The 23,210-nt window shown below is 29.4% G+C and carries 21 protein-coding genes and 1 rRNA gene; 13 read left to right on the plus strand and 9 right to left on the minus strand.

Annotated features, from left to right (window positions below):
• Window positions 1–83 precede the first annotated feature (83 nt).
• From scpB to HMPREF0202_RS06390, 13 genes are all read left to right on the plus strand, one after another.
• On the plus strand, window positions 84–617 hold the full coding sequence (scpB, locus tag HMPREF0202_RS06325) for an SMC-Scp complex subunit ScpB (protein WP_040406658.1): 534 nt from the start codon (window positions 84–86) through the stop codon (window positions 615–617).
• Window positions 604–1,308 carry a pseudouridine synthase gene (locus HMPREF0202_RS06330; protein WP_185892089.1) on the plus strand — a complete coding sequence of 235 codons (705 nt, stop codon included), beginning with the start codon at window positions 604–606 and terminating at the stop codon, window positions 1,306–1,308. The genes scpB and HMPREF0202_RS06330 overlap by 14 nt, the downstream gene beginning before the upstream one ends.
• Before the next feature lie 18 nt (window positions 1,309–1,326).
• A complete protein-coding gene (gene gatC / locus HMPREF0202_RS06335; protein WP_023050155.1) occupies window positions 1,327–1,617 on the plus strand; it encodes an Asp-tRNA(Asn)/Glu-tRNA(Gln) amidotransferase subunit GatC in 291 nt (96 codons plus the stop codon).
• 21 nt (window positions 1,618–1,638) lie between these two features.
• Window positions 1,639–3,084 (plus strand): Asp-tRNA(Asn)/Glu-tRNA(Gln) amidotransferase subunit GatA, encoded by a 1,446-nt coding sequence (gene gatA / locus HMPREF0202_RS06340; RefSeq protein ID WP_023050156.1) that lies wholly within the window; start codon window positions 1,639–1,641, stop codon window positions 3,082–3,084.
• Complete coding sequence (gene gatB / locus HMPREF0202_RS06345; RefSeq protein WP_023050157.1) at window positions 3,084–4,529, plus strand: Asp-tRNA(Asn)/Glu-tRNA(Gln) amidotransferase subunit GatB; 1,446 nt, start codon at window positions 3,084–3,086, stop codon at window positions 4,527–4,529. Before gatA ends, gatB begins: the two co-directional genes overlap by 1 nt.
• Before the next feature lie 10 nt (window positions 4,530–4,539).
• Window positions 4,540–5,724 carry a L,D-transpeptidase family protein gene (locus tag HMPREF0202_RS06350; RefSeq protein ID WP_023050158.1) on the plus strand — a complete coding sequence of 395 codons (1,185 nt, stop codon included), beginning with the start codon at window positions 4,540–4,542 and terminating at the stop codon, window positions 5,722–5,724.
• Between the two features lie 102 nt (window positions 5,725–5,826).
• Entirely contained in the window at window positions 5,827–6,702 is an 876-nt protein-coding gene (locus HMPREF0202_RS06355; protein ID WP_023050159.1) for a lysophospholipid acyltransferase family protein, read from the plus strand.
• Window positions 6,703–6,710: 8 nt separating this feature from the next.
• Entirely contained in the window at window positions 6,711–7,406 is a 696-nt protein-coding gene (locus HMPREF0202_RS06360; RefSeq protein WP_023050160.1) for a 5'-methylthioadenosine/adenosylhomocysteine nucleosidase, read from the plus strand.
• Between the two features lie 23 nt (window positions 7,407–7,429).
• Window positions 7,430–8,665 (plus strand): bifunctional folylpolyglutamate synthase/dihydrofolate synthase, encoded by a 1,236-nt coding sequence (locus HMPREF0202_RS06365; RefSeq protein WP_023050161.1) that lies wholly within the window; start codon window positions 7,430–7,432, stop codon window positions 8,663–8,665.
• Between the two features lie 199 nt (window positions 8,666–8,864).
• Window positions 8,865–10,787, plus strand: a complete 1,923-nt coding sequence (gene hprK, locus HMPREF0202_RS06375; RefSeq protein ID WP_023050163.1) for an HPr(Ser) kinase/phosphatase — start codon at window positions 8,865–8,867, stop codon at window positions 10,785–10,787.
• 17 nt (window positions 10,788–10,804) lie between these two features.
• Entirely contained in the window at window positions 10,805–11,707 is a 903-nt protein-coding gene (locus HMPREF0202_RS06380; protein ID WP_023050164.1) for a YitT family protein, read from the plus strand.
• Window positions 11,707–12,648, plus strand: coding sequence for a DHH family phosphoesterase (locus HMPREF0202_RS06385; RefSeq protein ID WP_023050165.1), 942 nt, complete (start codon window positions 11,707–11,709; stop codon window positions 12,646–12,648). The genes HMPREF0202_RS06380 and HMPREF0202_RS06385 overlap by 1 nt, the downstream gene beginning before the upstream one ends.
• Window positions 12,649–12,684: 36 nt before the next feature.
• Window positions 12,685–13,005 carry a cell division protein SepF gene (locus HMPREF0202_RS06390; RefSeq protein ID WP_023050166.1) on the plus strand — a complete coding sequence of 107 codons (321 nt, stop codon included), beginning with the start codon at window positions 12,685–12,687 and terminating at the stop codon, window positions 13,003–13,005.
• Window positions 13,006–13,083: 78 nt separating this feature from the next.
• Here the strand turns inward: HMPREF0202_RS06390 and rrf are convergent.
• From rrf to HMPREF0202_RS06435, 9 genes are all read right to left on the minus strand, one after another.
• Window positions 13,084–13,200: ribosomal RNA gene (rrf, locus tag HMPREF0202_RS06395) — 5S ribosomal RNA — on the minus strand.
• Window positions 13,201–13,265: 65 nt separating this feature from the next.
• A complete protein-coding gene (gene clpB / locus HMPREF0202_RS06400; RefSeq protein WP_023050167.1) occupies window positions 13,266–15,836 on the minus strand; it encodes an ATP-dependent chaperone ClpB in 2,571 nt (856 codons plus the stop codon).
• A 31-nt stretch (window positions 15,837–15,867) separates the two neighbouring features.
• On the minus strand, window positions 15,868–16,170 hold the full coding sequence (locus tag HMPREF0202_RS06405) for a cysteine-rich small domain-containing protein (RefSeq protein WP_023050168.1): 303 nt from the start codon (window positions 16,168–16,170) through the stop codon (window positions 15,868–15,870).
• A gap of 131 nt (window positions 16,171–16,301) precedes the next feature.
• Window positions 16,302–17,210, minus strand: coding sequence for a DUF1385 domain-containing protein (locus tag HMPREF0202_RS06410; RefSeq protein ID WP_040406652.1), 909 nt, complete (start codon window positions 17,208–17,210; stop codon window positions 16,302–16,304).
• Window positions 17,211–17,231: 21 nt separating this feature from the next.
• Complete coding sequence (locus tag HMPREF0202_RS06415) at window positions 17,232–18,113, minus strand: ABC transporter permease (protein WP_023050170.1); 882 nt, start codon at window positions 18,111–18,113, stop codon at window positions 17,232–17,234.
• Window positions 18,113–19,162: an ABC transporter permease gene (locus HMPREF0202_RS06420; RefSeq protein WP_040406654.1), complete on the minus strand. Its 1,050-nt coding sequence runs from the start codon at window positions 19,160–19,162 to the stop codon at window positions 18,113–18,115. The genes HMPREF0202_RS06415 and HMPREF0202_RS06420 overlap by 1 nt, the downstream gene beginning before the upstream one ends.
• Entirely contained in the window at window positions 19,155–20,675 is a 1,521-nt protein-coding gene (locus HMPREF0202_RS06425) for an ABC transporter ATP-binding protein (protein WP_084537650.1), read from the minus strand. Before HMPREF0202_RS06425 ends, HMPREF0202_RS06420 begins: the two co-directional genes overlap by 8 nt.
• Before the next feature lie 88 nt (window positions 20,676–20,763).
• Window positions 20,764–22,275: a PP2C family protein-serine/threonine phosphatase gene (locus HMPREF0202_RS06430; protein ID WP_023050173.1), complete on the minus strand. Its 1,512-nt coding sequence runs from the start codon at window positions 22,273–22,275 to the stop codon at window positions 20,764–20,766.
• Window positions 22,276–23,208: a hypothetical protein gene (locus HMPREF0202_RS06435; RefSeq protein WP_023050174.1), complete on the minus strand. Its 933-nt coding sequence runs from the start codon at window positions 23,206–23,208 to the stop codon at window positions 22,276–22,278.
• Window positions 23,209–23,210 lie beyond the last annotated feature (2 nt).

Raw genomic sequence — 23,210 nt, forward strand, 5'->3', positions numbered from 1 at the left:
TATAATGAATTAGACTTAGAAGAGGTATATTTATATTTGATAAATATTCAATATAGGGGATTAATATGATTAAAGAAGAAATAATTGGTATAAAGGAACAGATAGAGTCAATACTTTTATTAGGTGGAGACGAAATAAAAATAAGAGATTTAAGTAAATTTTTTTCAGTATCTATAGAAAAAATTCTACAAATTTTAGAAGAGTTAAAAAAAGAGCGATTTAATACAGGAATAAATATTGAAATAGATCAAGAAATTGTTTATTTAATAACAAATCCAAGATGCGGAGAAATAGTAAATCTATATTTTAAACAAGATGTAAAACCTAAAAAATTATCAAATGCTGCCTTAGAAACATTATCAATAATAGCTTATCGTCAGCCTATAACTAAGAGTGAAATAGAAGCAGTAAGAGGTGTTTCCACAGATAGAGTAGTTCAAACTTTAGAAGAAAGAAAATTTATAAGAATTTGTGGGAAAAGAGAAACTATAGGAAGACCAAATTTATATGAAATAACAGATAAGTTTTTAGGTTACCTAGGAATTTCATCGGTAGAAGAACTACCACAATATGAAGATATGAAGGAGAAATTAAATGGAACCAATGAGAATAAATAAATACTTAGCCCAGAGTGGTTATGCGTCAAGAAGAGAGATAGATAAGCTTGTTGAAAATGGTGATATAAAAGTTAATGGAAATGATGTAACACCAGGACAAAAAGTTACGGATAAAGATAAAATTTATATAAAGGGACAGTTATTTGAAAAACCAAAATCAGAAAATAAAGTTTATTTCTTACTAAATAAACCTAAAGGTGTTTTAAGTGCTTCAAAAGATGATAGAGGAAGAAAGACAGTTACAGATTTAATAGATACTAAAGAAAGATTGTATCCAATAGGAAGATTAGATGCTGACACAGAAGGAGCTATAATTTTGACAAATGATGGAGATATCTTCAATAAAGTTATACATCCAAAAGGAGAAGTTTATAAGGAATATTTTGCAATTGTAAAAGGTGAAATAAGAGATAAAGATCTTTCAAAATTAGCAAAAGGTATAAACTTAGAAGACGGACAAACATTACCTGCTAAGACAAAGATATTAAAGAGAGCTCAAGGTAGAAGTGAAGTTATAATAGCTATTAGAGAGGGTAAAAATCGTCAAGTTAGAAGAATGTTTGATGCAGTAAAACATCCAGTAGTATATTTAAGAAGAGAAGCTATTGGAAAGATAAATTTAGGGAATTTAGAGTTAGGAAAATATAGAAAACTAACATCGCAAGAGATAAAGTATTTAAAATCATTATAGAATATAGGAGGAAGATAGATGTCTTTAACAAGAGAAGAGGTTCTAAACGTAGCTAAATTAGCGAGATTAGAATTTAATGAAGAGGAAATTATAAGATTCCAAGCAGACCTAAATAATATATTAGAGTATATAGATGTTTTAGGTGAAATAAATACTGATGAGGTTGAACCATTAGTACAAATTCATGAAACTGGAGTTAAGTTAAGAGAAGATATAATAAGAGAGTCTTTAACTGTTCAGGAAGCTATGAAAAATGCACCTGCTTCAGAGGATGGAGCACTAATAGTACCTAAGGTAGTTGGAGAATAAATTTTAAAGGAGGATTTTTCTGTGAAAAAGATATACGAGTTAACAGCTTTTGAAATAAAAGAAAAAATATTAAATAGAGAATTAACATCTGAAGAGGTTGTTAAAGCTATTTTTGATAGAATAGAAGAAACTGATGGTGAGATTGGAAGTTTTGTATCTCTTAGAAAAGAAAAAGCGATAGAAGAAGCAAAAGCCGTTGATTATAAAATACAAAATGGAGAAACTGTAGGAGCTTTAGCAGGAATTCCAGTAGCCATAAAAGATAACATGGTATCAATTGGAGAACCATCACAATCAGCTTCTAAGATATTAGAAGGATATGAAGGAATATATGACGCTACAGTTGTAAAAAAATTAAAAGATGCAGATGCAATAATAATAGGAAAAACAAACATGGACGAATTCGCTATGGGTTCAACAACAACAACATCTGCTTATGAAAAAACAACTAAAAACCCTTGGGATTTAGATAGAGTTCCTGGAGGGAGTAGTGGAGGAGGAGCTACATCAGTTGCTTCAAACCAATGTTATATATCTCTAGGGTCAGATACAGGTGGAAGTATTAGACAACCAGCATCATTTTGTGGAGTAGTTGGATTAAAACCAACTTATGGAAGAATTTCTAGATATGGTCTTATGGCATTTGCCTCATCTCTAGATCAGATTGGTCCATTTGCTAAAACAGTTAAAGATGTAGCTTTAGCTTTAAATACGTTAGCAGGAGTAGATGATTATGATTCTACAGTTGAAGAAGTAGAAGTTCCAAATTATTTAGATTATTTAACTGGAGATATAAAAGGAATGAAGATTGGTGTGCCGAAAGAATACTTCATAGAGGGACTAAATCCAGGAGTAAAAAAGGTTGTAGATGAAGCTTTAGAAACTTTTAAATCTTTAGGTGCAGAGATAGTAGAAATATCATTACCGCATACAAAATATGCAGCTCCGACATACTATGTATTAGCTCCAGCAGAAGCTAGTTCAAATTTAGCTAGATTCGATGGTGTTAGATATGGACATAGAACAAAAAATGCTTCAAATATAGATGAGTTATATACAAAATCTAGAAGTGAAGGATTTGGAGATGAAGTAAAAAGAAGAATTATGATAGGAACATATGTTTTAAGTGCAGGATTCTTTGATGCATATTTTAAGAAGGCTCAAAAAGTTAGAAGATTAATAAAAAATGACTTTGATAAAGCTTTTGAAAAGGTTGATATTATATTCACTCCAGTAACACCAGGACCTGCTTTTAGATTGGATGCAAAAAAGACTCCAGTAGAGTTATACTTAGAGGATATCTTTACGATACCAGCAAACCTAGCAGGAATACCAGGAATTTCAATACCAGCAGGAATGACTGAAGGATTACCAGTTGGAATACAATTATTAGGAAAAGCATTTGGAGAAAAAGATATCTTAAAAGCAGGAGATGCTTTTGAAAAAGCGATAAAGGAGAGAGTGTAATGGCGAGACAGTGGGAATCGGTAATAGGACTTGAAGTACACCTTCAATTAAAAACAGGAACAAAAGTTTGGTGTGGATGTAGTGCAGACTATGATAATTCACCAACAAATACGCATACATGTCCAATATGTTTAGGACATCCAGGAGCGTTACCAAAGTTAAATAAAAAAGTAGTTGAATGTGCTGTAAAAGCGGCATTAGCTTTAAATTGTAAAATCAATAATGTAAGTGGATTTGATAGAAAAAATTATTTCTACCCAGATACTCCTAAAAATTATCAGATTACTCAATTTGAAAAACCATATTGTGAAAAAGGATTTTTAGATGTAAAGTTAAATTCAGGTAGAGAGTTCACTGTTGGAATTACTAGAATACAAATAGAAGAGGATGCAGGAAAATCTATACATGCAGGGTCTGAATCATTAATAAACTTCAATAGAGCATCAATGCCTCTTTTAGAAATAATATCTGAACCAGATTTAAGAAGCTCTGAAGAGGCTTATGAGTATTTAAACCTTTTAAAAAGTACAATAAAATATACTGGAATAAGTGATGTATCAATGGAATTAGGATCTCTAAGATGTGATGCAAATATATCTGTTATGGAAAAAGGAAGTAAAGTTTTTGGTACAAGAGTTGAAGTAAAAAACTTAAACTCATTTAAAGCAGTTGCAAGAGCTATTGACTATGAGATAGGAAGACAGATTGAGGCTATCGAAAACGGTGGAACTATTGATCAAGAAACTAGACTTTGGGATGATGATGCTCAAGTAACAAGAATAATGAGAAGCAAAGAGGATGCAATGGACTATAGATACTTTGCTGAACCAGATCTTCCAAAGCTTGTTATAAAAGATGAAGAAATTGAAAGAGTAAAAGGATTAATGCCTGAATCAAAATCGGCAAAATTAAAAAGATTTATTGAAACTTATGCATTGCCAGAATATGATGCAAATATATTAACAGATGAGATTGAGTTAGCTGACTATTTTGAAAGAGTGGTAAAAGTTACTGATAATGCTAAACTTTCATCAAACTGGATAATGACAGAAGTTTTAAGAGAGTTAAAAGAGAGTGGAAGATCTATAGAAGAATCTAAAATAAATTCTGAAGATTTAGGAAAAATAATAAATCTTATTCAAAAAGAGATTATCTCTTCTAAAATAGCTAAAGAGCTATTTACTATAAAATTAAATGATGATAGAGATCCAGAAGTTATAGTAAAAGAAGAAGGGATGATACAGGTTGTTGACTTAGGAGAGATTGAAGGAATAGTAGATCAAGTATTAAATGAAAATCCTAAGATGGTAGAAGACTTTAAAAACTCTGATGAAGGTAGAAAACCAAGAGTTTTAAAAGGATTAATTGGACAAGTTATGAAATTATCAAAAGGAAAAGCAAATCCTAAGATAGTTACAGAACTAATGGAATCAAAATTAAAATAGGTGGGTTATAATGAAAAAAAGCAAATTAATCTCTTTAGGGATTATGATTTTAGGACTTACTTTTTTATCACAACCACTTCATGCTGTTACTAAAACGTTAAAAGAGAAGTATGAAAATGTAATACCAATGAGTGTTCACGTAAATATAATGAATAATGAGGCTGAGCCAGAGTATTTAAACTATGTTTTTATAAAAAGTGTAGATGCACCCATTAGACAAGATTCATCAATATATTCTAAAGAGATTGTAAGATTTCCATTTAATACAAAATTAAAGGTTTTAGAGAAAGTTGAATCAAATAAAAATGAATGGTATAAAGTAGAACTAAAAGATAAGAATGGAAATAGAGTTGAAGGTTATATCTCGGCAATGTTAGTAACATTGAGAAGATTTAAATTTGAAGAGATGAACAATAAAGTGCATAAATTATCTCAATTCTTACAATCAGAAGCGGCAAAGGGAAAAGAACTAGTATCAATAAATACATATGTTCCAAATCCTAGTAACCAGAATATGAGTAGAATTAAAGATAAGTATGGAGTTTCAGCAGATCAGAATGCTAGAGCGAGCTATAATGGTGAAACAATATTTATACCAGATAGATCATTAATGTCAATTGAATCTACAAGTGGTAATGATGTTTATGTAAATACTCTTTCAATTGCAGAAAAACCATTGAAAGTAAGTAAAAATGCTATCACAAGATACCCTGCAGTTAATGCAAACTTTAGAAAAGCTATTGTAATAGATTTAGAAAATGAAAATCAAGGTATTTTCCAAAAGAATTCTGAAGGTCAGTGGGAGTTAATTTCTTATACATTAAATAAAACTGGTATGGAGAGTACTTTAGGATTTGAAACTCCTAGAGGATATTTTATAGTTCCAGTGTTAAAGTATGAAATGGGGTACAGAGATGAGTATAATAATGCAGCTGGAATGGCAAAATATGCAATACGTTTTTCAGGTGGAGGATATATTCATGGAACGCCAATTAACTTTGAAGAAAATATAAATAGAGACTTTTTCTTGAGAGAAAAAGACGGAACATTAGGAACAGTTGAAGGAACTAGAAAGTGTATTAGAAATATGGAATCTCATATTAAGTTTCTTTTTGACTGGGTAACAAATGGAAAAGTTAATAGAAAATCTAATGAACAAAGACCAGATGAAAATGTAATGGTTATAGTATTTTAATGAAGGGTGAGCGAAAGCTCACCCTTTCTTATAAAAATAGCATAACTTTCTATTCTATGATATAATAAATTTGTTAAATTAATAGAGATAGGTGATAAAAAAATGTATAAAATTCAGTATTTAATATTTAAAATTTTTCGTTATATTTTACTTCTATTTCCAGAAAAAACAAGGTTTAAATTTGCTGAGAAATTAGGAATTATAGGTTATTATCTTATAAAAAAGAGAAGATTAATAGCCTTGGCAAATTTAAAGCTGGCTTTTCCAGATAAAACGTATGAAGAAAGAAAAAAAATAGCAAAAGAGTCATATAAAATAATGGCAAAAGCTTTTATTTCAACATTATGGTTTGAAGATTACTTAAAAACAAATGTAGAGTTAGAGGATTTTGATCGAGTATCTTCGGTAAAAGAGAATGGAAATGGAATTGTTGTTGCTCTTATACATATGGGAAATATGGAAGCTAGTTTAAAAGCTGGTGAGAAATACAAAAGTGTAACTGTAGCAAAAGCTCAAAGAAATCCATATATAGATAATTTTATAACAGAAGCAAGAAGAAAGTTAAATGTAGTATTATTAAAAAAATCTAAGCAAACTTCTAGAGATTTATTAGAGCAAATAGAAGAAAAAAATGTAATTGCATTATTTTCAGATCACAGAGATAAGGGAGCAACAGTTAATTTTTTTGGAGAAGAAACTGTTTCACCAACAGGAGCTATAAATATAGCATTAAAACATAATTTACCAATAGTTATAGGTTATAATGTAATGCATGAGGATAATACTTGTACAACATATTTTACAAAAGAGTTAGAATTAGTTAGAACAAATTCATTTAAAAATGATGTAAAAGTTAATACTCAACTTATGATGAATTTAATAGAGAATATAATAAAAAATCATCCAAATCAATGGATGTGGTTCCATGATAGATGGAAACTTTATAAAAAAATAAAAAATGAGAATATAAAAGGCTAGGAGGAAAAATGTTATTAGGTATAATTGGTGCAATGAATGAAGAGGTAATTCAATTAAAAGAGGCCATGGTTTTAAATGAAACTAGAGAGCTAGGAGGATATAAGTTTTATAGAGGAACTTTATTAGGAAAAGAGATTGTATTGGTTGAGTGTGGAATTGGAAAAGTAAATGCAGCAATATGTTCAACACTATTAATACAGGAGTTTAAAGTTGATAAAGTTTTATTTACTGGTGTAGCTGGAGGCTTGAATCCAGATATAAATATTGGAGATATAGTTGTATCAACAGATTTAATAGAGCATGATTTTAACTGTACAGCATTTGGATATGATTATGGAGTAATACCTAGAATGGAGAACTCTAAATTTAAAGCTGATAAAGAGTTAATAGAGTTAGCTAAAAAAGTTGCTGAAAAGAATTTTGGAAAAGAAAGAGTATTTACAGGAACAATTGTAAGTGGAGATGAGTTTGTAGCATCAAATGATAAAATAAAATGGTTAAGAGATACATTTGTAGGTGAGTGTACAGAGATGGAAGGAGCTTCAGTAGCTCATGTATGTTATGTTTTAAACAAACCTTTTGTAATAATAAGATCAATATCAGATAAAGCTAATCACGATGCAAATATGAATTTTGATGAATTTGTAAAATTAGCAGCACAAAATTCAAAAATAATAATAGAAGGAATGTTGGAACTAATATAAATTGTATATCAAGGGGGAAATGTATGGATATTGAAAAACTATTGAACGAGTTATATTCCTATTCACTGCATGGAATAAAACTAGGTTTGAAAAATATTGAAGATATTTGCGAAGCTATGGGAAATCCTCAAAAAGATTATAAAACTATTCATGTGGCAGGAACAAATGGAAAAGGCTCAACATCAACAACAATAGAGCAGGTTTTAATAGAAGATGGAAGAAAAGTTGGGAAATATACATCCCCCCATATTTTAAAATTTAACGAAAGAATATCGGTTAATGGTATTGAAATAAGCGATGAAGATATCGCATATTATTATGCCTATGTAAAATCAGTAATTAAAGAGTTAAGATTAACTCCAACATTTTTTGAAGTTACAACGGCTATGATGTTTAAGTATTTTTCTGATAAAAAAGTGGAGTATGCAGTAATAGAAGTTGGTATGGGTGGAAGATTTGATGCTACTAATATTATTGAAAGCGATATTTGTGTAATTACAAATGTTAGTCTAGATCATACTGATTTTTTAGGAAAAAATATATATGAAATAGCTTGTGAAAAAGCTGGAATAATAAAGAAAAATTCTAAAGTTATTGTAGGAAGTTCTGATTTAGAATTTTTAAAAGGAATTGAAGAAAAAGCTAAAACGTATGTAAATGTAATTGAAAAATATAAAGACTCTAAATATGTTTTAGATTTTATGAAATATAAAACAGTTATTGAAGTGGATGGTATTTCATATAAATTTTCATTATTTGGAGATTACCAATATAAAAACTTTTTGTGTGCCTATGAAGTTTTAAATGAGTTAGGTATAAAACCAGAGGTAATACAAAAAGGAGTAGAAAAAGTTAAATGGCAGTGCAGATTTGAAATAATATCTACTGATAAAAATGTTCTTATATTAGATGGAGCTCATAATGAAGATGGAATGAAAACACTTTGTGATACTTTAAAAGTAGGATTTAAGAAGAATGAAATTGTAGCAATAGTATCAATACTAAAGGATAAGGACTCTAAAAAAATTCTAGAAATTTTAGAAAATAGTGTAAGTAAAATTATTTTTACCTCATTAGCTGAAAATTCTAGAGGGCAAAGTGCTTTAGAATTATTTGAAAAATCTAATAAAATAGATAAAGATTATAAAGAGGATATAAATGAAGCATTTAATTTAGCTAAAATAGACAATAAGAAAGTTATTTTACTTTGTGGTTCATTTTATTTATTGAGTAAATTTAAAGAGGAAGTATTAAAATAATGAAGAGTAGAATTTTTTTTAAAATTTTTACATTCGTAATAGTTTTAGTGATTGGATATTTTTTATACGAACACATAATTATTTTAAGGAATGAATATATAAAAAGAGAGCAACACAAAAACATGTTTTTAGAAAAAATCGATGGGACATATAAAGAAAGAAGTAATGATTTCTATAAAAATAACTAGAGGAGCTTAAAATGGAAAGAATTAGGGTAAGAAAATTTCCAAAAGTTAAAGATTTAGCTAATGTTTTAGGGTTGATTCCATTAATAGATGTAAATATGGAAAAAGAGATAAAAACTCAAAGTGTTTATAGAGTAGGATACGAATTAAGTGGTTTCTTTTCGGAGGGAGAAGAGTTACAAAGTAATATAAATGTTTTAGGTAGAAAAGAGATTGGATATTTAGAGCGAATGGAAAGAACTAAAAGAAAAGAGATTCTTGAAAAATATTTAAGTTATCCTTTTCCAACATTAATTGTAACTGTGGAAAATAATATAGTAGATGAAATTGTAGAGATAGCTAAAAAATATAGAAAACCTGTATTAAAATCAAATAATAAAACTATTGAATTTATTAGAAATGCTAAATTTTATTTGCAAAAAGTATTAGCTGAAGAGATAATAATCGATAACTGTATATTGCTTGATATATATGGAGTTGGAATATTATTAAAAGGTTATGAAGATGCAAGGCTTGGTGCAACAGTGGAGCTTTTAGAAAGGGGCCATAAATTTATAACAGATACTAGATTAAAAGTTCAAAATATAGCTAATAGATTTATATTAGGATCTAATACAGCAGATAAAGAAAGTGGTGATAGTCATTTTTATCTTTTTGGAAAAGATGGGAATGATATAGATGTTACAACACACTTTGGAATAAAGAGTACAAGAAAAAGAAAAAAAATAACTTTATTAGTCGAACTTGAGAAATGGGATGAAAAAAAATTCTATGATAGATTGGGATTAGATGAAGTATATGAGGAATATCTAGGATTTAAGATACCTAAAGTAACATTACCAGTAAGAAAAGGTAGAAATTTAGCTATTATAATTGAAACGGCAGCTATAAACTACAGACTAAAGAAAACAGGAGTAAATTCAGCAGAGTATTTTTGGAAAGAGTCTAAAAAATTAATTGAAGAAAACAGAGAAAATAAAAAGAGAGGTTTAGTTGTGAATGATAAAACAAGTATGCCAGTTAGATATATAAAATCTAGATTTAATTTAAATGTTTTAAATGGAGAAGAGTTTTTAGATAATAGATATATTACAACAACAGGAGTTTATAGACCATCATTAGCCCTTACAGGTTATTTTGATATGTATGAAGAGGAAGGATATAAAGGATTACAGTTGTTCACTGAAACTGAATTTAAATATTTAGATAGTATATCACCGAAAGACAAAGAGAAGAATTTAGAGAAATATTTAGATGAAGATTTTCCAGCAATCATAATCTCTGGAGTTAAAAATATCCCAGATTACTTTTTAAATAAAATTATTGAAAAGAAAATTATATTATTGGAAACAAAATTAGATAGACCGAGTCATGTTGTGGCTACTTTTAGTGCTTATTTAGAAAATTATTTTGCACCATCTACTTCTGTACATGGAGTTTTTGTAGAATTATATGGATTTGGAGTTCTTTTAACAGGAAAAAGTGGAATTGGAAAAAGTGAAACAGCCTTGGAGCTTATTCACAGAGGACATAGATTGATAGCTGATGATTCAGTTCGATTTGAAAAAGGGGTAATAGGTGACATAACAGGACGAGCATCAAAATTACCATATTTCATGGAGATACGTGGATTGGGAATTATTGATGTTAAAGCATTATATGGTGTAGGAGCGGTTAGAATTAGTAAGAGACTTGATATGATAATTGAACTTCAAGAGTTAAAAAGTGAAGATTATTTAACTGCTATGGATTATCAAGAGTCAACAGAAGTTTTATTAGGAAATGAGATTCCTAAAATAAAATTATATATATCTTCTGGTAGAAATGCAGCAGCTATGGTAGAGATTGCTGTAATGAATCTTATGGCCAAGAGAATGGGATATAATTCGGAAGAAGTTTACTTGAAAGAATTAAAAAATAAAAATTATAATGATTAAGAATCGGGGGATTTAAATTGAAAAGAAATAAACTTAAGATTTTGAGAGAGTATATCTACATCTATATAGGGACATTAATTGCTTCAATAGCCATAAATGCATTTTTAGTACCATCTAATTTAGCACCTGGTGGAGCAACAGGTCTTTCAATCTTAATAAATTATGTAACAGGAATACCTGTTGGAACGTTGATATTTATTATAAATATACCATTATTCATAATAGGAGTTAAAATTTTTGGAAGATCATATGGAGCTAAAACTTTAGCTGGAATTTCATTTTTATCTTTAAATGTTGAATTGATAAAAAAGGTTGTACCTGAAATAGATAAGGTTATAGACTTTACAAATCCTAGTAATATTTTTTTAGGAACTCTATACGGAGGACTTTTAATGGGAATAGGGTTAGGAACTGTTATAAAAAATGGTGGAACAACAGGTGGTAGCGATATAATTTCAGGAATTTTAAATAAATTTTTTAGAATTCCCATAGGTCAAGCATTGATACTGATAGATTCAACAGTAGTTTTATTAGCTGCATATATTTTTGGTGCAGAAAAAGCATTATATGCCCTAATAAATTTATATGCAACAGGGATAGTTATAAATAAGTTAATAAATGGTTTAGGGAATGCTAAAATGGCATATATAGTAACTTCTGAAGTTGAAAAAGTACGAAAAATAATTGTTGAAGACTTAGGAAAAACAGGAAATTATTACCAAGCAGAAGCATTATATTCAAAAAGTAGAAGAGATGTGGTAACAACAGTTCTTAGAAATAGAGAGATTTTTTTATTAAAAGAGCTTATAACAGAGGTTGATAAAGAGGCTTTTGTTGTTGTTTCAGACGTCCATGAGGTACTAGGAAGAGGTTATACTTTCGATATAGATAGTACTTTAAAAAATAGAAAGGAAAAATAATGAAAGAAATAAAGGAAAAGATAGACCAGAGCAATAATATAATTATTGTAGGGCACGTAAATCCAGATGGAGATACAGTAGGAGCTGGATTAGCTCTTTTATTAGGACTTGAAAAAAAATATCCAGAAAAAAGAATAGATTTTGTTTTACAAGATGATGTTCCAAAAAATATCGCCTTTTTAAAAGGATGTGATAGAATAAAAAAAATAGAGGATGTTATAAATCCAAATTATGATTTAGCTATTTTTGTTGATTCTGCTACAATAGAAAGAGTAGGAAAAGTTGCAAAATTAATAGGGGATATATTTAAGATAAATATAGATCATCATATAAGTAATCCAAAATATGGAGATATTAATATAGTAAAAGATATCTCTTCAACTTCGGAGATTATGTACTCAATTTTAAAAGATTTGGATATAGAAATTACTTTAGAGATGGGTGAAGCAATTTATTTAGGGTTGGTAAATGATACAGGAAATTTTGCTCATAGTAATGTAACAGACAAAACATTTTTAGTAGCTTCTGAATTAATGAGAATAGGTGTAAATAATAATAAAATTGTAAATGATTTTTTTAAAACAAAATCTTATGAAAGAATGAAAGTTTTAGGGAAAGCATTAAGCGAAATGGTATTTGTAGAGGAAAAAAAATTAATGTATTTCTATTTATCTTTTGAAGCATTAAAGAATTTAAATGCTATAAAAGATGATACAGAAGGAATTGTAGAAGAGTTAATTAACTATAGTGGAAGCGAAGTTTCTCTTTTCCTAAGAGAGGAAGAAAGCGGAAAAATAAAAGGTAGTTTAAGAAGCAAGCATAATATAGATGTTAATAAAATAGCAGGAATTTTTGGTGGTGGAGGCCATATAAAGGCAGCAGGCTTCACAACTGAACTTTCATCAGAGGAAATTATAAAAAAAGTAGTAGAAAATTTATAAATAGTGTATAATTTTATAAAAAAGGAGGGTGTGTAAATGGCAGATTTTGATATAATTTTTTTAAAACCCACTAGATTTGAGGATTGTTTAAAATGTGTAGAGCATATAAAATCTGAAAAGATAGTTCATATAAATTTATGTGATTTAGATTCTGAGAAATCTCAGAGAGTTCTAGATTTTATTAGTGGGGCTGTACATATACAAGAGGGACAAATAATTAATCCTGGAGATAAAATATATTGTTCAATTCCAAAAAATAAATCATATGAGTTAGATTATAAAGAGTTATCAAATAATATAACAAATCCAAGATTTGATGAAGAGGAAGAGATTATTCCAAGATATCATAGAAGATAGATAAAAAAGGGACTTTAAAAAGTCCCTTTTTTTACACTAAGATATTTTTAGTTTTTTATTTAATCAGCCAATAAAAAAGCTTGGCAACTACCTATCCTCCCAGGGGGCTGCCCCCCAAGTACTTTCAGCGTTTATGGGCTTAACTTCCAGGTTCGAAATGTTACTGGGTGTACCTCCGTAGCTATCGTTGCCAAGCTATATAATAATACCATTTTTTTTATAAAATGTCAACAAAAAAAATGGACCGAAGTCCATTTTTCTTAATGAATAATATTAAAGATAAGCTCTTCATCTTTATAATCAACTTCAACAGTTTCTCTCTCTTTAACATCTCCTTTTAAGATGATTTTAGCTATTTCAGTTTCAATATATTTTTGAATATATCTTCTTAATGGTCTAGCACCAAATTGAGGATCATATGCAGTTTTAGCTAAAAATTCAGCAGCATTATCAGTAATTTTAAAGTTGATTTTTCTATCTTTTAATTTATTTTCTAAAGCTTTTAAAAGTTGACGAACAATGTTTTTAATCTCTTTAAGTCCAAGACCTCTAAATATTATAGTTTCATCTATTCTATTTAAAAATTCAGGTCTAAAATTAGAAAGAAGCATTTGATTAATATTAAATCTAGTTTCCTCTTTTAAACTAGGGTCTTCTAAAATTAAATGACTTCCAATATTAGATGTCATAATAATTAAAGTATTTTTAAAGTCAACAACTTTTCCTTGCCCATCAGTTAATCTACCATCATCTAAAACCTGTAAAAGTATATTGAAAGTATCAGGATGAGCTTTTTCAATTTCATCAAAAAGAATAACAGAGTATGGTTTTCTTCTAACGGCTTCAGTTAACTGTCCACCCTCTTCATAACCAACATATCCTGGAGGGGCACCAATTAATCTAGTAACCGAGAACTTATCCATATATTCACTCATATCTATTCTTATTACATTTTCTTCGTCATCAAATAGGAAGTAAGCTAGAGATTTAGCTAAGTAAGTTTTACCAACACCAGTAGGTCCTAAGAATACAAAAGATCCAATTGGTCTATTTGGGTCTTTAAGACCAGCACGAGCTCTTAAAATAGTCTCAGATACGGCTTTAACAGCTTCTTCTTGTCCAATAACTCTAGCATTTAAGTTATCTTCTAATTTTAAAAGTTTCTCCTTTTCACTTTCCATAAGTTTAGAAAGTGGAATACCTGTCCATTTAGATATAACCTCTGAAATTTCTTCAACTCCAACTTCTTGTTTAACAAGTCTATTAATTGGAACTTCTTCAAGACGTTCTTGCTCTTGTACAAGTTCTTTTTCAAGAGTAGCTAATTTACCATATTTCAATTCAGCTAATCTATTTAAATCGTATTTTCTTTCAGCTTCTAAAATTTCAAGCTTAACTTTTTCAATTTCAGCTTTAATATCTTTAACTTTATTTAAATCTTGTTTTTCATTTTCCCATTGTGCTTTTAAAAGTGATTTCTGTTCTGTTAAACTAGAAAGTTCTTTTTCTAAAATTTCTAGTCTTTCCTTAGAATATGGATCAGTTTCTTTTTTTAGAGCTTCTTTTTCAATTTCTAATTGCATAACTTTTCTTGTTAATTGGTCTAACTCTTCTGGCATAGAGTCCATCTCAGTTCTAATCATAGCTGCAGCTTCATCTATAAGGTCAATTGCTTTATCAGGTAATTGTCTATCAGGAATATATCTGTGACTAAGAACGGCGGCCTCAACAATAGCACCGTCAGTTATTCTTATACCATGGTAAACTTCAAATTTCTCCTTGATACCTCTTAAAATAGAGATTGTGTCTTCAACAGTTGGTTCATTAACCATAACTACTTGAAAACGTCTCTCTAAAGCTGGATCTTTTTCAATATATTTTCTATATTCATCTAATGTTGTTGCTCCAATAACTTTTATTTCTCCTCTTGCTAACATAGGTTTTAATAAGTTACCGGCATCCATAGCACCATCAGATTTTCCAGCTCCAACGATTGTATGTATTTCATCTATAAATAGAATAATTTCACCGTTAGAATCTTCTACTTCTTTTAAAACAGCTTTTAAACGCTCTTCAAATTCTCCTCTAAACTTAGCACCAGCAATTAGTGAACCCATATCCAAAGAGAAAACCTTTTTATTTTTTAAAGAATCTGGAACGTCTCCATTTAATATTCTTTGTGCGAAACCTTCAGCAATAGCAGTTTTACCTACTCCAGGTTCACCAATTAATACAGGATTGTTCTTAGTTCTTCTAGAAATAATTTGGATAGTTCTTCTAATTTCACTATCACGACCTATAATAGGGTCAATTTTACCTTGACGAGCTAATTCAACTAAATCTCGACCATACTTTTCTAAAACTTCATACTTAACTTCAGGATTAGGAGAATCAACTTTTTTATTTCCTCTAATCTCTAAAATAGTTTTTTCAAATAGAATACGGTCAATTCCTAATTTTGCTAAAAAACTAGTGTTGTCAAGTAAAGAGAGAAATATATGTTCTACACTAATATATGAGTCTCCCATTAATTGCATAAGTTTTTGAGCTTCCATTAAAATTTCATTTGTTTTAGAGTCTAATCCAATTGAAGTATTAGTAGCTCCTTGAATTTTTGGAAGTTTATTACAAAGATCTTCTAAACTATTTTGTAAAGAATTTGTATTAACTCCCATTTTTGTTAAAACTCTAACAATTAATCCCTCTTTATGAGCAACTAAAGCTAGTGCTAAAATTTCGGGTTTAATGCTTTGCTGCATATAAGTTTGAGCAATAGTTTGTGCATCAGTTAATGCAAGCATCGAGTTTTCTGTAAAATTATTCGGATTCATAAATATCACCTCTTAATAAAAGATAATTAAATTATTTTAAGCTGATTATTTTGTCCTCTTCTCCAATCTCTTTTAGATGTTCGTTTCTAACAATTTCAATGACTTCCATCATTTTCTTTTGTATATGATCGTAACCAACATCTTTTATATGAGGAAGAATGCAGTCAGAACAATCTTTAATTCCACCAGCTGTATATTTATACTTACCTCCGCACTCATTTCCTAGCATATAAAGTGGACAATAACAAAATAAGCAGTTAAAGTTCTCAGTATTCTCCATTTTATGACATGGAAAAAATTCACAATTTTTATTTTGATTAAATTTATAGTTCATAATACCTCCCAAAAAAATAAAAAACCTATATCTAAAATATACTACTCTTGAATAATTAAATCAAGAGAAATAAACAAAAAAACAGTCTAAATAAAAAATTTAGACTGTTTTTAAATGTTTAATATATAATATTAATACACTTCTATAGCATTTTCAACAGGTTCATTTAAAACTACCTTAATAGCAACAATAGCTACTTCTAATTGCTGAAGATCAGGTTCTTTTGTTGTTATTCTTTGAAGAGCCATTCCAGGTGCAGCAATTAATTTAACTAACCAGTTATCCAAATGATTACTAGTGTATCTTTGAAGTTCATAAGATATACCTGCTATTAGAGGCATAAAAAGAACTCTTAAAATAACTTTAGTAAAAAGTTTTGTTACAAAACTAGTTGGAGGAGGTAGTATAAAATCAAGACCAGTAAAAACAATAATTGCAATAAACATAACAATTAATAAAAAACTAGTACCACATCTAGGATGTAGTGTTGTAAATTTCTTTGCATTTTCAGGAGTTAATTCTAAATGCTGCTCGTATGCATAAATTGATTTATGTTCAGCACCATGATATTGAAAAACTCTTTGAATATCTTTTGAAAAAGAGATTAAAAATATATATAACACAAAGAATGAAAGTCTTAAACCAGCTTCTAAAAGATTACTATGAATTTTATTATCTCTAAATAAAAAACTACTTATAACAGAGGGAAGAACAATAAAAAGACCAATTCCCAAAGCTAAAGAAACAATGGTAGTCATAACAGCCTCTTTTTGAGATAATTGCTCTTCTTCCACTTCAGCTTGATTAGCTGAAAAAGTAAGCTCCTTAACTCCTAATACTAAAGAGTCAAATAGAGTTATTGCACCTCTGATAAAAGGGATAGTAGAAAGTTTATTTCTACTTTTCGATATTTTTGTTTTTTTATAAACTATATCACCATTGGGTTTTCTAACAGCTGTAGCAAGAAGATCTGCATTTCTCATCATAACTCCCTCTATAACTGCTTGTCCACCTACGCTTGAAAATTTTTCTTTACTCATTGTCACCATCCATAAATTTAATTAGATTGTATTTTTGTCATAAGGTTTTCCAGAAGCACTTGGTGCAACTGCTTTTCCAACCACTCCAGCAAGAGCTAGAAGAGTTAATAAGTATGGAATCATTTGAATGAACTGTGGAGGAATAAATGTTACATATTGTTGAATAACAGTTTGAGCTGCATCTGCAAATCCAAATAATAAACTAGCAAATAGAACACCTTTTGGTTTCCACTTTCCAAAAACAAGAGCAGCAAGAGCAATAAATCCTCTTCCAGCTGACATCTCTTTTGAAAACTGACTAAGAGCTCCAATAGCTAAATATGTTCCACCAAGACCAGCAAAAACACCAGACATAACAACACCAAAATATCTAACTTTAGCAACACTAATACCAACAGTATCAGCAGCTAAAGGATACTCTCCAACGGCTCTCATTCTAAGACCAGTAACTGTTTTATATAAAAAGTAACCAGACCAAATAGCTAATCCGTAAATAATATAAATTAATAAAGAGAAGTCAAATAGTAATGGAATTCTAGTTGCAGATGGACTATTAGATGCTTGTTCAAATAGAACTCTTAGCATGAAAATAGTGAATCCAGATGCAAAAAGGTTGATAGCAACACCAGATACAGTTTGATTACCTCTATATTTAATACTTATTATAGCATGAACTAGAGCAATTAATCCACCAGATATAGCACCAGCTAAAATTCCTAGAACCCAACTTCCTGTATAATAAGAAACAACAGCTGAAGAGAAAGCACCAATAAGCATCATTCCCTCAAGACCAATATTAACAACTCCACAAACTTCAGAAAACATACCACCAATAGCTGTTATAAGAATTGGAGCAGCTTGTCTGATTGTGGCTAAAATTAAACTTATAATAATACTTACCATTACTCAGCTCCTCCTTTTGAACCTTTTTCCAACCAAGATCTAATCATATTTTCAGCAGCAATTAATAAAATAATAATTGCTTGAATCATTATGACCATTTGACTTGGAATACTTGTATTAAATTGCATAGCTCTACCACCAACTCTAAGAGCAGCAAATAAAATAGCAGCCAATAAAGCACCGATAGGAGTATTTTTACCAAGAAGAGCAACTGCAATTCCATCAAATCCATAAGTAGCAGTTAATCCTGTCTTATAAGCATATTGACCAACACCACCAAGAACTCTTTCAACACCACCAAGACCAGCAAGGAATCCTGATATACCAAGAGTTAAAATGATGATTTTTTTTACATTTATTCCATTATTTTCAGCAGCAGTAGGATTAAAACCAACAGCTTTAATATGATATCCTAAAACTGTTTTTTCTAAAATAAACCAAACTAAAAATACTGCAACTAAGGCAAGAATAAATCCATAATTTAAAGGAACTCTAACATCTAATAATTTTCCTAGTCTTGCAGCTTCAGCAACTGCAGGAGTTTGAGGATTAAATCCAGGAGCCTTTAGTGGATAGTTTAAACAGTACTGCTCAAAACTAACTGCAATATAGTTAAGCATGATTGTAGATATAACCTCATGAACTCCAAGTTCAGCTTTTAACCAACCAGCAATTGCAGCCCAAAGGAAACCAGCTAATCCACCAATTAATAATATAACAAAAACATTGCTTATAAAGATATTAGCAACAAAACCACCAAGGGCAGCAGCAGTAAGACCTGCCATAGTCATCTGACCTTGAGCACCAATGTTAAACATACCACCTTTAAATGCAACTAAAACTCCAAGTCCAGTAAAAATAAGAGGAGTCGCTTCTAAAAGTGTTCTTGCAATAGGAGTAAGTCCGTCGAAGGCTCCAGTAAATAAGTAATAATAAGCTTTTACAGGATTTTCACCCATATATAGAATAATACCTGCACCAATTAATAAAGCTAATAAAACTGCTATAATAGGAACAAGAATATTTAAAACCTTTTTGTTTTTAATCAAGTTTACCCCCCGCCATAAGTATTCCAATTTTTTCTTCATTTGCTTCTTCTCTAGAAAGAATTCCCGTTATCTTTCCAGCACACATAACTGCTATTTTATCTGAAAGATTCAAAATTTCAGATAATTCAGAGGAAACAACCATAACAGCTTTTCCTTTTACTTTTTCATTTAAGATTAATTTATGAATTGATTCGATAGCTCCGATATCAACACCTCTAGTTGGTTGTCCAGCAATAATAAGATTATTATTTTTCTTTTCAAGCTCTCTAGCAACTATAATCTTTTGTTGATTTCCACCAGAAAGTCTACCAAATTCAGTGTCAACACTTCTAGGTCTAACATCATATTTTTCCATAAACATCTCTGCATCTTTTCTTAGTTTAGAAAAGTTTAAAAGTCCAAATTTAGAATACTCATCTCTTTCAAGACCAAGAGCAAAGTTTTCCATAACACTAAATTGTGATACAGCAGCTCTTTTATGCCTATCTTCAGGAATGTGAGCCAATCCCAGTTGAGATATTTTTCTAGGTGTTTTCTTTTTTAAGATAACATTATCAAGGATCATTTCACCAGAGCAAATCTCTTTAAGTCCAGTAAGAGCTTCAACAAGTTCAGTTTGTCCACTTCCCTCAACTCCAGCAATTCCTAAAACCTCTCCTTTTCTTATTTCGAAAGAGGCATTATTAACTTTTATTACATTGTGATGATCTTTAACACTGACATCTTTCACAGAAAGAACAACTTCACCGATTTCAACTTCAGGTCTCTCTGTAGTGAAAAGCACAGCTCTTCCAACCATAGCATTTGCAATTTTCTCTTTAGTAGCTTCTTTAGTAGGGAAATTTGCAATATCTTTACCTCTTCTAATAACTGTAATGTTATCTGAAATATCTAAAACCTCTTGAAGTTTGTGTGATATAAAGATAATAGTTTTTCCTTCAGCAATAAGATTATCCATAATTTTGTAAAGCTCTTTAATCTCCTGTGGAGTTAAAACAGCAGTAGGCTCATCAAATACCAATAGATTTGCCCCTTTGAAAAGTATTTTTAAAATTTCGACTCTTTGCTGCATACCGATAGATAAGTCTGATACCAATGCATCAGGATCAATAGCAAGTCCATATTTTTTAGAAACATCAATAACGTCTTGTCTAGCTTGATTGATGTCTAAAGATAAGCCTTTTTTAGGTTCAACACCTAAAATCATATTTTCAGCAACAGTTAAAGTAGGAACTAACATAAAATGTTGATAAACCATACCAATTCCTAATTCAGCAGCTTTACTAGGTGAATCTATTTGCACTTCTTCTCCATGATAAAATATTTTACCAGAAGTAGGAGTATAAAGACCGTTTAACATTTTCATAAGTGTTGATTTTCCTGCTCCATTTTCACCAACAATAGCGTGTTTTTCACCTTTTAAGATTTTTAAAGTAATATCGTCGTTTGCGATAACTTTTCCATCTAAGAAAGTTTTTCTGATGTGTTGCATTTCTAAGATATAATTATTCACTTAGAATCCTCCCTAAATTTATTCAAGGTTAATTTAAAAAATAACCTTATAAAATTATATTATGTTATATTAAAGTAGTCAACTTTTTTTATTCTTCTCTTTTTATTATAACAAATGTAATATCGTCATTCTGTTCACAACCATTTTGAAATTTATTAATTTCAGACAGTAAATTTTGTTTTATCTCTTTTGAAGAAAGATGAGAACTCTCTAGTAAAACATTTTTAAGTCTTTCTATTCCAAATAGTTCTTTATCTTTATTTTCAGCTTCACTAATTCCATCAGTATAATAGATAACAACGTCTCCAACATTAAGGTGGATTTTATCTTGTTTATAGCTATAGTCATCTAAGAATCCTATTGCCACCCCTTTAACAGAATGAGTTTCTATCTCTTTAGTAAGACTATTGTACACAATTAAAGGATTATGACCAGCATTTGAATAAGTAATAGTTTTAGTATTATAGTCGTATTTACTATGCATCATAGTAATAAACATATCTTCTGTAATATCAGGATAAATAAGTTTATTAAGTTTTCGTACATTACAAGAAGGTTGCTCTCCTTGGAGCTCTAAAGTTTTTAAAACAGATCTTCCTAATGCCATAAGGAATGCTGCCGGAACACCTTTTCCGCTTACATCTGCAATAGTGATACTAAAAGTATTACTATCTAAAAGTGAATAATCGTAGTAATCTCCACCGATTTCTTTAGCTGGTTCAAAAAATGTTGCTACATCAAGTCCTAAAACTTTTTTAATTTTCTTAGGAATAATTCTTTTTTGAATTCTTGATGCCACTTCAAGTTCTTGAGACATTCTTTCTTTAATAACTAAATCAGAATATATTTGAGCATTATTAATAGCTATAGCAACTTGAATAGTTAGAGCCGAAATAGTTTCTTCATCACTTTTAATAAGTTTTGACTTATCCTCAATTATAAAGATAACTCCAAGTTCTTTTCCCTTTACTGTAAGTGGAGAGGCAATTATTTTTTCATCTGGTGTAATAGAAAATCCTTTTAACATTTCGTTATATATTTTTTTATAATCTTTTCGCGTAAATTGAGATAAAATCTCTTCAGGATAACTTAATTCACCTTTAAAATAAATTTCTCCTTTAATTCTTTTATTAATTAATTTACCACCTTCCCATAGGTAAAGGGAGATTCTTTTAGCTCCAGTTAGAACAAAGTAAGCATCTAAAATAGTAGAGATAATTTTATCTAATTCCATTATAGATAGAACAGTTCTTGAAAGTGAGTTGATATTAGATAAACTAGCAACTCTTTGTTCTAGAACCTGATTACTATACTCAAGTTGTTTAGATTTAGTTAAAAGAGATTCATAGGTAACTTCAAGTTCTTTTTTGTACTCTCTAAGTTCTTCAATAGAGTTATCTAATTCTAGATCTTGTTTTGTAATGGCTGTAGTAGCTCTTTCATAGTCATTTTTTAAATCTTCGGATATATCATTTAAAAATTCTTTACTAACAAAACTTTTTAAAATCTTACTCGTTTCTTCAAAGTTTTTTTTCTCTTGTTTTTTTAAAATTAAAAAGAATATAAAAAATAAAATAATAAAAGAAAAATATGTAATCAATTAATTCTCCTCCCAAGCAGAGAATTTTTGTTCTAAATTTTCATTAGTTGAATTTTTTCTCCATTCTTTTCTTTTCCAATTTAAAATTCTAGATACTCCAGTGGAATTTTTGGAAATATCTTTTAGTTCATCTAAAGATTTAGGAGTTACTACATTAGATGTAAAATCATAATCTTCAGTTGAATAGACATTTTTTCCATTTCCAACAAAAATAATTAGATTATTAGAAAGAACTTTAAATCCAGAGTTATCAGCTGATTTCTCAAAAATAACGGGGTTATTAGGGAAATTATTCAAGTTAATATTATTAGTTGACGAGTATACAGGAGAATTAGTTACATCACTATTTATAGAATAAATAAAATTCTTTTTAATTTTATTTAAATTATCAACTAAAGATTTTCTATTTAACAAGATACTTTCCATAAGAAGACTTTTATCAAGTTCAGTATATAAAAATTCTGAATTATACATATATTCATTATCAGTAAGTTGTAGTAATAAATAATATTGTTTGTTTAAAAGTTTTTGTAAATTACCAGCATTTTCAGGCGTTGCAACAGTAATTTTATTTAAATAATTAATATCATCATTTGTAAGGTCCTCAACAACTTTCATACCTAAAATCTCTTTATCAAACCATCCGGTATTTAAAAGAGAAGAAAAATCTTGATTCATTTCATTTGAAATAAGAAGATTAATTCCATTCATTTGAACATCATTTAAATTAGATAAATTTGAATCTAAAGTTTTGTAAAAAGAGATTTTATCGCTATAATTTTGAGGATAGTTTAAGGAAATAATTGTGAAGTTATATTTTCCTTGGGGAACAGAATTTTGAAATACAATGTTTTGGCTTTGATCTTTTCTACTAGAGAATTGAGAACAACCGACAAGAGTAATTAAAGAAAAAAGTAAAATAATTTTTTTCATAA

Source organism: Cetobacterium somerae ATCC BAA-474 (assembly GCF_000479045.1).
Lineage (GTDB): Bacteria > Fusobacteriota > Fusobacteriia > Fusobacteriales > Fusobacteriaceae > Cetobacterium_A > Cetobacterium_A somerae.

Coding starts and splice junctions, on each gene's coding strand:
- HMPREF0202_RS06360 (WP_023050160.1), top strand. CDS start 6,711: ATGTTATTAGGTATAATTGGTGCAATGAATGAAGAGGTAATTCAATTA.
- HMPREF0202_RS06415 (WP_023050170.1), bottom strand. CDS start 18,113: ATGGTAAGTATTATTATAAGTTTAATTTTAGCCACAATCAGACAAGCT.
- gatB (WP_023050157.1), top strand. CDS start 3,084: ATGGCGAGACAGTGGGAATCGGTAATAGGACTTGAAGTACACCTTCAA.
- HMPREF0202_RS06350 (WP_023050158.1), top strand. CDS start 4,540: ATGAAAAAAAGCAAATTAATCTCTTTAGGGATTATGATTTTAGGACTT.
- HMPREF0202_RS06385 (WP_023050165.1), top strand. CDS start 11,707: ATGAAAGAAATAAAGGAAAAGATAGACCAGAGCAATAATATAATTATT.
- clpB (WP_023050167.1), bottom strand. CDS start 15,836: ATGAATCCGAATAATTTTACAGAAAACTCGATGCTTGCATTAACTGAT.
- HMPREF0202_RS06405 (WP_023050168.1), bottom strand. CDS start 16,170: ATGAACTATAAATTTAATCAAAATAAAAATTGTGAATTTTTTCCATGT.
- HMPREF0202_RS06365 (WP_023050161.1), top strand. CDS start 7,430: ATGGATATTGAAAAACTATTGAACGAGTTATATTCCTATTCACTGCAT.
- HMPREF0202_RS06410 (WP_040406652.1), bottom strand. CDS start 17,210: ATGAGTAAAGAAAAATTTTCAAGCGTAGGTGGACAAGCAGTTATAGAG.
- hprK (WP_023050163.1), top strand. CDS start 8,865: ATGGAAAGAATTAGGGTAAGAAAATTTCCAAAAGTTAAAGATTTAGCT.
- HMPREF0202_RS06435 (WP_023050174.1), bottom strand. CDS start 23,208: ATGAAAAAAATTATTTTACTTTTTTCTTTAATTACTCTTGTCGGTTGT.
- HMPREF0202_RS06355 (WP_023050159.1), top strand. CDS start 5,827: ATGTATAAAATTCAGTATTTAATATTTAAAATTTTTCGTTATATTTTA.
- HMPREF0202_RS06390 (WP_023050166.1), top strand. CDS start 12,685: ATGGCAGATTTTGATATAATTTTTTTAAAACCCACTAGATTTGAGGAT.
- gatC (WP_023050155.1), top strand. CDS start 1,327: ATGTCTTTAACAAGAGAAGAGGTTCTAAACGTAGCTAAATTAGCGAGA.
- HMPREF0202_RS06330 (WP_185892089.1), top strand. CDS start 604: ATGAGAATAAATAAATACTTAGCCCAGAGTGGTTATGCGTCAAGAAGA.